The organism is Buchnera aphidicola (Cinara laricifoliae), assembly GCF_900698945.1.
In the GTDB taxonomy this organism is placed as follows: domain Bacteria; phylum Pseudomonadota; class Gammaproteobacteria; order Enterobacterales; family Enterobacteriaceae; genus Buchnera_F; species Buchnera_F aphidicola_AC.
In genome coordinates this window covers 311,433-322,970 of sequence record NZ_LR217717.1, presented here as the reverse complement: position 1 = coordinate 322,970, position 11,538 = coordinate 311,433, and the positions used below count along the sequence as shown (strand labels likewise).

Below are 11,538 nucleotides of genomic sequence, written 5' to 3'. Positions count from 1 at the left end.
TTTATAAATTTTTAGAATAAATATTAATAGTTAATAATTTTATTTAAATAACAATACATTACTATATGAAGATTTTTTATTGCATAAATAAAATTTATTATTCATTTAAATTTTTTATTTTATTAATCTTATTTGATAATATTATTGATTAATTTTATTATATTTTTTTTAACATAGGAAAGAGTATAACATCTTTAATACTTTTTTGATTTGTTAAAATCATAATTAATCTATCAATACCTATACCTAAACCTGACGTTGGAGGTAATCCATGTTCTAGGGCTGTAATATAATCTTTATCGTAGTAAAAATTTTTTGAAATATTTGTGTGTTTTTTTTGTGCTAACTGTAATTTAAATCGTTTTTTTTGTTCTTCAGGATCATTAAGTTCAGAAAAACCATTAGCTATTTCATAGCCAGCTATAAAAAATTCAAATCGTTCTGTTATTTTTTTGTTTTTTTCATTTGTTTTAGCTAAATGAGAAATTTCAATTGGATAATCAGTGATAAATGTAGGAGAAATAATTTTTTTTTCTGTTTTTTTTTCAAAAATTAAATAAATTATCTCTCCTAGAGAAGTAGATAATTTAGTATCTAAATTAAGTTTTTTTGCTATTTTTTTAGCATTTTCAATGGTATTTAGGTCAGATGATTGAACATTTTTATTAAATTTTAATATTGATTCAATCATAGTCATTTTTTTTATTGGTTTTTTAAAATTTAATTGATATTTGTCATATTTAATCGTATTTGAATTGAAATTTTTTTTTACTAAAAAAATACATAAATCTTCTAAAAGAGACATCATATCTTCATGATTGCTGTATGCTTGATATATTTCCATCATGGTAAATTCAGGATTATGCTGAGTAGATAAACCCTCATTTCTAAAATTACGATTTATTTCAAAAATTTTATTAAACCCTCCAATAATTAATCTTTTTAGATATAGCTCAGGAGCGACTCTTAAATACATTGTTTCTGATAAGGAGTTGTGATAAGTGGTAAATGGTTTTGCATTAGCGCCTCCGGGAATTGGATGCATCATAGGTGTTTCAACTTCTAAAAAATCTTTTTTTTTCATAAAAGAACGAATGTTAGAAACAATCATTGATCTTTTTTTAAAAATTTTTATAGAATCATTATTAGAGATAAGATCTAAATATCTTTTTCTATATTTAATTTCTTTATTTTTTAAACCTTTGTATTTATCCGGTAATGATCGTAAAGATTTAGTTAATAAATATATTTTTTGACAGTAAATAGATAACTCTAATGTATTTGTTTTAAATATATTTCCTTTAACGCCAATTATATCTCCTAAATCTAATTCTATTATGTAAGTATAATAATATTTTTCTTTAAATAGATTACTTTTTATATATATTTGAATTTCATAATTATTGTTTTTTATTACTAAAAAAGTAGCTTTTCCTAAAATTCTTTTTTTTATTATTCTTCCTGAAATTTTAACTATATAACATAATTGGTGGAGTTTGTCTTTTGTATAGTGTTTATATATATTTAGTATTTCTTTAATTGTATCTGTATAATGAAATGTATTTGGAAAATTAAAACCTAATTTACGTAATTTTAATAATTTATTTTTTCTGATATTAATTTCATTTTTTTTTTCTATATTTAAAATAATTTTTGACATTTTTTATTTTTATAATCCTATTTTTAGGCTTGTTTCAATAAATTGGTTTAAATCACCGTTTAAAACATTGTGTATGTCACTTCTTTCTATTTTTGTTCTAGTATCTCTTATTCTGGAATCATCTAATATATATGAACGAATTTGATTTCCCCAACGAATATCTAATTTATTTTTATTAATGGTTTTTTTTTCTATATTTTTTTTATTTATTTCTAGTTTATATAATTTTGCTTTTAATTGTTTTATTGCTGTGCTTTTATTTTTATGCTGAGAACGATTATTTTGGCATTGTGTTACTATTCCTGAGGGTATGTGTGTAATACGTACAGCAGATTCTGTGCGGTTGACATGTTGTCCTCCAGCTCCTGATGCTCGATAAACATCGATTCTTAAATTTTTTAATTCAATGTTTATATTAATATTATTATTTAATTCAGGATATACGAATACTGAACTAAATGATGTATGTCGTCTATTACTTGCATTAAAAGGACTCTTTCGTACTAATCTATGTATTCCTGTTTCGGTTCGCAACCAACCAAATGCAAAAGTACCTTTAATTTTTAATGTAATTGATTTTATTCCTCCATTTTCTCCTACTGATTTTGTCACAACTGTTGTTTTAAATTTTTTATTTTGTGAGTATTTTAAATACATTTTTAATAACATTTTTGTCCAATCTTGTGATTCTATTCCTCCTGAACCAGATTGTATGTCTAAATAACAATTATTTTTATCATATTTATTATTGAACATAGTATAAATTTCTAATTTACGTAATTTTTTTATTAATCTTTGGTATTGTATATTTATTTCTTGCAGTATTTCTAGATCTTGTTCTTTATTAAATATTTTTATCCAGTATTCTATATCATATAATTTATTTGTTAGTTTTTTTATTTTATCTCTTTCTTTAGATAAAATATTTTTTTTTTTATATAATTTTGATATTAATTTAGAATTATTAAAAAATGTTAATTTTTTTATTTTTATGTCAATAGATTGAATTCTTTTATTATTATTGGAATAATTAACATTTTTTTTTAATAAAATTATTTTATTTTTTAATTTTTTTATTTTTTTAGTTAATACTAGTAAATCTAACATTTTTTTTCTTTATATTTGTTTTGATAATTTTTATTAATAAATATTGATATTTTTGAATATTATATTATTTTTATTTTTAAATATTATTTAAATAATATTTTATATAAAATCTATTGTATATTTTTATAATATAATTATATTTTTTACAAACATCAATATTTTTATTATAATAAATAATTATTTAATATAAATATATTTTATACTTATTTTAAGGTACATATAATTCTATGAACAGTAATATTGTAAATAACACAATAATTAATTTAAGTAAAAATTTATCTTATAATGTTTTCATGGAACTAAAAAGTTATTCCTTAATTTGTGTTACAGGAATAGATAAAACAAAATATTTAAATAATCAATTCACTATAGATATGAATTTAATTGATCAATATAAATATAAAATTGGTGCTCATTGCAATATTAACGGAAAAGTATGGACTTCTTTTTTAATATTTCAATATTATGATTGTTATTTATATGTTATACAATCTTCAGTATATCAAAAACATATACATGAATTGAAAAAATATTCTTTATTCTCTCAAGTAAATATTTTTAAAGAAGAAAATTTTAGAATATTTGGATTATCAGGTCCAAATGGAATCTCTTTATTAAAGAATTTTTTTTTAAAAAATTTTAGTCAAAATCGATCATTAATTATTATTAATAAAACAATTATTTTAAAAATTAATAAACCTATTGATAGGTTTTTAATAATTGTACATAAGAGTCAATTATTTAATTTTTTAGAATTTATGAATAAAAATGCTATATTTACTGATAGTAAACAGTGGTTAGGATTAGATATTGAATCATGTTTTCCAGTTTTTAATGATAAAATATCTGGTCAATTTATATTACAATCATTGGGTTTAAAAAAATGGAATGCTATTGATTTTAATAAAGGTTGTTATTATGGTCAAGAGATGTTATGTAAATATGAAAATAAAAAAATAAATCAGTTTATTGTTTGTACTTTAATAGGTAAGAATTATCTACATAATCCTAAAATATTTGAATATATTAATTATTTTGATAATCAAACACATGATATATATAATGTTGGAATAGTATTAGCATGGGTTTCAATATACAAGAATAAAATATTATTACAAGTTCGTATGAAGAAGAAATTTTTAAAAAATAAAAATATTTTTTTGCTATCATCTAATCCAAATATTAAATTTAGAATATTTTAAATTCAAGTATGTAAATGTACATAATATTATCTTTTATTAAATAGTATAAGATTCATTATTTTATTTTTATATGAGTTTATATAATATAATATATATATTATTATATATATAATTCAATATAGTAAATTGATTAAATACTAGTTTATATATTATTAAGTATAATAATACTAATAAATTTTGAAACTTTAGTAATAGATATTTATAATTAAATTTTATTTAAAATAAATTGTATTTAATAGGTTATTTTTTTCATAAATTTATTTATGATTTTTATTTGGTAAAAAGAATCTTTTATAAAATAAAGATTCTCTTTTATAATTATTTAAAATAATAATTTTATAAATATTTATTTATTAGATAAAAATATTATTTTTTTTTAAATTTTTTTCTATCACTTTCTTTTAAATATATTTTTCTAAATCGTATTGAATTAGGTGTTACTTCAATTAATTCATCGTCGTTGACAAAATTAAGAGCATATTCTAAAGTAATTTTAATTGGTGTAATTAAAGTAATAGCTTCGTCAGTACCGGAAGCACGCATGTTAGTTAATTTTTTACCAATTAAACAATTAACTGTTAGATCATTAGATCTATTATGTATTCCAATTATTTGACCTTCATATACTTTTTCACCATGTTGTATGAACATTTTTCCACGATTTTGTAGATTATTTATAGAAAAGGATACGGCTGTTCCAGTTTTTTTTGCAATAAGAACTCCGTTTTTTCTTTGTCCAAATTGGTTTTTTTGAACTTCACTATAATGACTAATAGACGAAAAGAAAGTTCCACTACCAGAAGTGATGTTCATGAATTCAGATCTAAATCCAATTAGAGATCTACTAGATAATATACATTCAATTTGGATTCTATTATATTCATTAGACATAATGCTTTGTATTTCACCTCTTAATTCACCTAATTTTTGTATTAATTGTCCTTGGTGTTTTTTTTCAATATCTAATAATACTATTTCAAAAGGTTCAGTTAAAACATTATTTTTTGTTTTAAAAATTACTTTAGGTCTTGAAACTTCTACTTCAAAATTTTCTCTTCGTAATTGTTCTAATAAAATAGATAAATGTAATTCTCCTCTTCCTGAAACGGAAAAAATATTTGAATTTTTAGTTTCTTGAACTTTTAAAGAAATATTTCGAATAGTTTCTTTTTTAAGTCGTTCTAAAATTTGACGAGAAGTTATATATTTACCTTCTGTACCACAAAAAGGTGATTGATTTACACAAAATAACATATTGACTGTTGGTTCATCTATTTTTAGATTAGGTAATGGATATAAAAATTCAGGATCACAAATAGTATCTGATATTTGAATATCATTTAATCCTGTAATTGCAATAATATCACCAGTAGACGCTATCTCTATTTTTTTTTGTTTTAATCCATAGAATTTGAGTATATTATTTATTTTTCCTGTATAAATTTTTTTTTTATTTCTTAATACTGAAACTATTTGATTAGTTTTTATTTGTCCTTGTTGTATTTTTCCAATTCCAATCATTCCAAAATAATTATTGAAATCTAATTGAGATATTTGTATTTGAAGAAAATCTTTTGATGATATAGTTGGTATAGGAGTATATTTTATGATAGCATTTAATAGTGGAATCATATTATTATGCATTTTATCAGGATGATATCCAGAATGACCTAGTAAAGCTGATGTATATATTACAGGAAAATCTAATTGGTCGTCATTAGCTGATAAATCAACAAATAAATCAAATATTTGATTAATAACCCAGTCTGGTCTTATGGTAGGTCTATCCATTTTATTAATTACAATAATTGGTTTTATTTTGTATAAAAACGATTTTTTAGTAACATATCGTGTTTGAGGCATTGGACCTTCAAATGCATCTACTACTAATAATACAGAATCTACCATTGATAATATTCTTTCTACTTCTCCTCCAAAATCTGCATGACCTGGTGTATCAATAATATTAATATGATAGTTTTTCCATGTTATAGATGTATGTTTTGATAGTATAGTAATACCTCTTTCTTTTTCTAGTTCATTAGAATCCATTATTCTATCTATTTTTTCTTCATGTTGCTGAAAAGTACCAGATTGTTGTAATAATTGATCTAGCAATGTTGTTTTTCCATGATCAACATGAGCGATGATAGCAATATTTCTAATCATTTTATTCATATGAGTACCATTTTTATCTTTAAGAGTTTATATGTAATAAATATTATATTTTTATTTAATAAAAAATATTATTTACTATTTTAAATTTAATTATGTTATATAATTTATTTATATATTAAATATAAATTATTTAATATATAAATAAATTTTAATTTATTAAAAATATTTAATTTTTCTGTAAATTATTATTTTGATATTTTTAAAAAATTTTTAATATATTGTCTGAATATTAATACTTTTAATGTATAATTATATTTATATTTTACAATATTTTTTTAAACATAAATCTTATTTTTACATTAATTATTATTATCATTAATTTTATTTATTAATATGGAAAACATTTGTTTGAATAATATGCAATTTAATAAAACGTTTTTTTTAAAAAGTATTGTTAATTCTTTTAATTTAGAAGATTTTATTGGAATAGAAGTAGCGCTGTTAGGTTATTCTAATTCCGGAAAATCTAGTATGATTAATTGTATTACTAATAATAAAAAATTAGCACGAGTTAGTAAATTACCTGGTAGAACAAGAACAATAAATTTCTTTAGTATCGTATCAGATTTTAGATTATTAGATTTTCCAGGATACGGATATTCAAAAATAGACCATGTAACTAAAAAATTATTAAATAAAAGTTTATTTTTTTATTTAAAAAATAGAAAATGTTTACGTGGAATTGTTATATTATCTGATATTCGTGTTGCTATTAAATCATTAGATTTAACTATTTTAAGAACATTACAACATAAATTATTACCTATTTTATTAGTTTTAACAAAAAGTGATAAAGTTTCTAAACAACAGTTAACGAAAAAATTATTATATATCAATGATATTTTGTTAGATTTGAATATAAATGTTACTGTATGTAGTTTTTCTAAATTTATAAAATCAGATATTTTTTTTATACAAAATCAATTATATAAATGGTATCTATTATATAGATGTATGTAATGTATAAGGTTTTATTTCTTTCCAGTTTTTTCCTGTTTTAATAGAAACATATAAAGGAACTATTAATTTTGTGTTATTTTCCATATAATATTTAATTAAATCTATTAATTGATTTTTTTTTTCTTCTTTTATTTCAAATATTAGTTCGTCATGTATATGCATAATTATTTTTACATCATTATAAAATTCTTTTTGAAAGATAGTATTTAGTTTAATCATAGATGTTTTTATAATATCTGAAGCAGTATTTTGTATAATTGAATTTATACAAAAACGTTTTGCATATTTTTTTAATATTATATTATTTGAGTTAATGTTAGGTATATATATATCTCTACCAAATAAAGTAGTTATATATTTATTTTTTTTTGCCATACTATAAATATGTTTAATATATTTTTTAACTCTTTTATATGTTAAAAAATAATTTTCTATATATTCGCTAGCTTCTAATATAGAAATATTTAATTTTTGAGCTAGTCCAAATGGGCTAATTCCATATAATATAGAAAAGTTTATAATTTTAGCAATATTTCTATGAAAAAATTTTACTTTTTTATTTTTTATTTTAAAAATATTTTTTGCTGTTTCAAGATGTATATCCTGATTATATGATAAATTTTTTATCATTTTTTTATCTTTCGAATAATGTGCTATGATTCTTAATTCAATTTGAGAATAATCTGCAGTTAATAATAACCATTTTTTTTTTACAATAAACGCTATTCTGAGTTTTCTTCCTAATTTAGTTTTAATAGGAATATTTTGTAAGTTAGGATTTCTAGAAGATAATCGTCCTGTTGAAGTAGATGTTTGATAGTATGTAGTATGAATTTTATTAGTTTTTTTATTTATTGATTTTATTAATTTTTTTAAATAAGTATTTTTTAATTTGTTTAGAATTCTATATTGTAAAATAATTTTTGGTAATTTGTGAATTTTAGATAATTTTAGAAGAACTTTTTCATTAGTAGAAATACTACCGTTTTTTGTTTTTTGCGAATACGGAAAATTATATTTTTTAAATAATATATTCTGTAATTGTTTATTAGAGTTGATATTGAATTTTTCTTGATTTATATGATATATCTTTTTTTTTAATTTATGTAATGTATTTGTAATTTTTATTTTTTGTTTTTTTAGTATTTTTCTTTTTATTAATACGCCGTTATTTTCTGTGATTGATAATACTTGTAATAAAGGCATATCAATAGAATAAAATGTTTTTTTTTTATTTTTTACTTTAAAGTATTTTTTAGTTTTTAAATATATTTTTAACGATATATAAGATTTTTGTATAATATCACTGATTGATTTTTCTAAATTAAAATTTTTATTTTTTATAATGTATGTTTTTATAAGATATTTTTGATAATCTTGATATAAGTTATTGAATTCATAATCATAAAATGCAATTGATGTATCAAAATATATTCCGTGTAATGTAATGTTAAATTTTTTTAAAATATGAAACATATTTTTTAAATTTGTACCTATTTTGCGATATTTTTTGTTTTCTAAAATAGGTTTAATGGTATTTAAAATAATTGTTTCATTAATATTAGTTGTATTATAGTCTATATAATTAGACACATACCACCATGTTATATGACTTTTAACAGACATGGATATAGAAAAAATATTATTTTTTGTGTTTGTAGGCGTAATAGCTATAGCTATAGAAAATATTTTTTCTTGAGTTAATATTTCTACTATTTGTGATAGAATTTTATTATTGACAATTTCAATATATTTATTATTATTTTTATTTTTTTTGTATCTATTAATTACGGGAAATTTATTATCACATATATTTTCAATATATTGATTAAATTGATAATTTTTAAATATTTTTAATAATAGTGGTATATTAATTGGATAATCTTTAATTGTATTAATAAAATCATTTTTTAATATATTATTATTGATTTTGGTTAAATTATATGATAAAAAAGCTGTTTTTTTGTTTTCTTTTAATTTATTTGTAATATTTTTTATGTTTTTGATAGGTAAATTATAAATTTTATCAATATTATTATATATATCTTTTATAGACTTAAAATGTTTTAAAAGAATCATAGCAGTTTTTTTACCTATTCCAGGTACTCCTGGAATATTATCAGATGAATCACCAACTAAACCTAAAAAATCTGCTATATATTTGGGTAATATTCCATATTTTTGATATATATTTTTTTTATTTAATATTTCTTTTTTAAAATTTCCGGGAATAATAGAAACTTGTTTGTTAATTAATTGAATTAAATCTTTATCAGCACTATATATTAATATATAATATTTTTTTTTTTTAAATTGTTTAGATAATGTACCTATTATATCATCAGCTTCAATATTATTAATGCTAACGATAGGTATACCCAATACTTTTATTATTTCTTTTAATGGTTTTATTTGTTTTTTTAGATTTTTAGGCATTGGTGATCTATTATTTTTATATTTTATATATAGTTTGTGTCTAAAATTTTGTGTCGGAGTGTCAAATATAACTATTATTTTTACAGGATTAAATATTTCTATTAATTTATTAAATATTTTAATATAACCGTATAGTACTCCGGTAGGATCTCCATTATTGTTTTTTAATTTTGAAAATGAAAAATATGTTTGATATAAACAATAATGTCCATCTATTAATATTATTTTTTTTTTATTCATGTATATCCTAATATAGTAAATATTTTATATTTAGTATTAATTTTAAAATATATACTTGTATATATTTATAGTATTTTTTTAATCAGTATTAATATTTTTAATTACTTAGATAAGTATGATTTAGGTATTAATTATTTATATATTTTAAACAATTTAATTGGTACTTTTACAAATAAAACTTTTAATAAGGGGAATACCCCCTATTTTTGAATAAAAAATGAATAATTATATGTTTTTTAAATAATTTTAATATATTGATTATTTTAATCATAGTTTATTTAAATTATTTATTAAAGGAATATTTGTGTTATTTAAAGTTTCCTCGATTCTAATTAATCTATTATATTTTGCTGTTCTATCTGATCTACACATAGATCCAGTTTTAATTTGTCCTGCTGATGTTCCTACTGATAAATCTGCAATGCTAGTATCTTCTGTTTCTCCGGATCGATGAGATATAATTACAGAGTATTTGTTTTTTTTAGCTAATTGAATAGTTTCTAATGTTTCAGTTAATGTTCCTATTTGATTTAATTTTATTAATATTGCATTAGCGATTTTTTTATCAATTCCATATTTTAAAATTTTTTTATTTGTTACAAACAAATCGTCACCCACTAATTGTATTTTTTTACCTAAAATATGTGTTTGGTATATAAAACCATCCCAGTCACTCTCATGTTGTCCATCTTCTATAGATAAGATCGGATACTTAGAAGTAAGTCTTTCTAAATAATGTGTAAATTCTTGTGAATTAAATACTTTATTTTCATATATTAATTTATATTTTTTTGTTTTTTTATCAAATAGTTCTGATGCTGCACAATCTATTGCAAATGTAATATCTTTTCCTAATTCATAATTAGATTTTTCTACAGCTAAACTAATCATAGATAATGCTTCTTCGTTAGAATGTAGATTTGGAGCGTATCCTCCTTCGTCTCCAACACATGTTGAATATCCTTTATCTTGAAGAAGAATTCCTAATGTATGAAAAATTTCTGATCCCATTTGAATAGCTTGTTTAATATTTTTAGCTCCTATAGGCTGAATCATAAATTCTTGAATGTCAATATTATTATTAGCGTGCATTCCACCATTAATAATATTGATCATAGGAAGTGGAATAGAAAAATTATTATTTGATTTATTAATTTGAGAAATATAAGAGTAAAAAGGAATATTTTTTTCAGATGCAACAGATTTTGCAATTGCGAGTGATACAGCCAAGATAGCATTAGCTCCAAATTTTGATTTATTTTGAGTACCGTCTAGTTGAATCATACAATTATCAATTTCTTTTTGATTATCAGATATCTTGTTTATTAATGCACGAGAAATATTTTTATTAATATAGTTTACTGCGGTTTTGACTCCCTTTCCAAAGAAACGATTTTTATCACCATCTCTTAATTCTAATGCTTCTTTTGATCCTGTAGATGCACCAGAAGGAGAAGAAGCTAATCCAATATGTCCACTTTTAAGATGAACTTCAGCTTCAACTGTAGGGTAACCGCGTGAATCTAGTATTTCTCGAGCAAATATTTTTTTAATTTGTGACATTTTTTATCCTTTTCATAAAAGACTTTTATAATATATTATTTTTTTTTTTTTTTTTTTGATTGATTTTATTTTTGAATATTAAATATTATTAATTTTAAAAATTATTATATTTTATTAATAAGTATTAATTTCTATAAAACATAGATGTATATATTTTTATTAAATATTTTAATAATTTTATTATTAATTAGT

General features: G+C 20.1%; 7 protein-coding genes. 2 read left to right on the top strand and 5 right to left on the bottom strand.

Annotation, left to right across the window (positions count from 1 at the left end):
* Positions 1 to 157: 157 nt before the first annotated feature.
* Positions 158 to 1,660 (bottom strand): lysine--tRNA ligase, encoded by a 1,503-nt coding sequence (lysS, locus tag BUCILAFE3058_RS01395; protein WP_154061606.1) that lies wholly within the window; start codon positions 1,658 to 1,660, stop codon positions 158 to 160.
* A 9-nt stretch (positions 1,661 to 1,669) separates the two neighbouring features.
* A complete protein-coding gene (gene prfB / locus BUCILAFE3058_RS01390) occupies positions 1,670 to 2,767 on the bottom strand; it encodes a peptide chain release factor 2 (RefSeq protein WP_154061605.1) in 1,098 nt (365 codons plus the stop codon).
* Between the two features lie 227 nt (positions 2,768 to 2,994).
* On the opposite strand from prfB, the gene BUCILAFE3058_RS01385 reads away from it, so the two are divergent.
* A complete protein-coding gene (locus BUCILAFE3058_RS01385; RefSeq protein WP_154061604.1) occupies positions 2,995 to 3,969 on the top strand; it encodes a hypothetical protein in 975 nt (324 codons plus the stop codon).
* Positions 3,970 to 4,335: 366 nt separating this feature from the next.
* Here the strand turns inward: BUCILAFE3058_RS01385 and typA are convergent, their stop codons facing one another.
* On the bottom strand, positions 4,336 to 6,147 hold the full coding sequence (gene typA / locus BUCILAFE3058_RS01380) for a translational GTPase TypA (RefSeq protein ID WP_154061603.1): 1,812 nt from the start codon (positions 6,145 to 6,147) through the stop codon (positions 4,336 to 4,338).
* A 357-nt stretch (positions 6,148 to 6,504) separates the two neighbouring features.
* On the opposite strand from typA, the gene yihA reads away from it, so the two are divergent.
* Entirely contained in the window at positions 6,505 to 7,107 is a 603-nt protein-coding gene (gene yihA, locus BUCILAFE3058_RS01375; RefSeq protein ID WP_232036998.1) for a ribosome biogenesis GTP-binding protein YihA/YsxC, read from the top strand.
* Here yihA and polA read toward each other — a convergent pair.
* Both polA and eno read right to left on the bottom strand, forming a co-directional pair.
* On the bottom strand, positions 7,090 to 9,783 hold the full coding sequence (gene polA, locus BUCILAFE3058_RS01370; protein WP_154061601.1) for a DNA polymerase I: 2,694 nt from the start codon (positions 9,781 to 9,783) through the stop codon (positions 7,090 to 7,092). The genes yihA and polA overlap by 18 nt on opposite strands.
* Before the next feature lie 267 nt (positions 9,784 to 10,050).
* Positions 10,051 to 11,346: a phosphopyruvate hydratase gene (gene eno, locus BUCILAFE3058_RS01365; RefSeq protein WP_154061600.1), complete on the bottom strand. Its 1,296-nt coding sequence runs from the start codon at positions 11,344 to 11,346 to the stop codon at positions 10,051 to 10,053.
* Positions 11,347 to 11,538 lie beyond the last annotated feature (192 nt).

Excerpts from the sequence above, each read along its gene's own strand:
- lysS (WP_154061606.1), bottom strand. The coding sequence starts at position 1,660 with ATGTCAAAAATTATTTTAAATATAGAAAAAAAAAATGAAATTAATATC.
- prfB (WP_154061605.1), bottom strand. The coding sequence starts at position 2,767 with ATGTTAGATTTACTAGTATTAACTAAAAAAATAAAAAAATTAAAAAAT.
- BUCILAFE3058_RS01385 (WP_154061604.1), top strand. The coding sequence starts at position 2,995 with ATGAACAGTAATATTGTAAATAACACAATAATTAATTTAAGTAAAAAT.
- typA (WP_154061603.1), bottom strand. The coding sequence starts at position 6,147 with ATGAATAAAATGATTAGAAATATTGCTATCATCGCTCATGTTGATCAT.
- yihA (WP_232036998.1), top strand. The coding sequence starts at position 6,505 with ATGCAATTTAATAAAACGTTTTTTTTAAAAAGTATTGTTAATTCTTTT.
- polA (WP_154061601.1), bottom strand. The coding sequence starts at position 9,783 with ATGAATAAAAAAAAAATAATATTAATAGATGGACATTATTGTTTATAT.
- eno (WP_154061600.1), bottom strand. The coding sequence starts at position 11,346 with ATGTCACAAATTAAAAAAATATTTGCTCGAGAAATACTAGATTCACGC.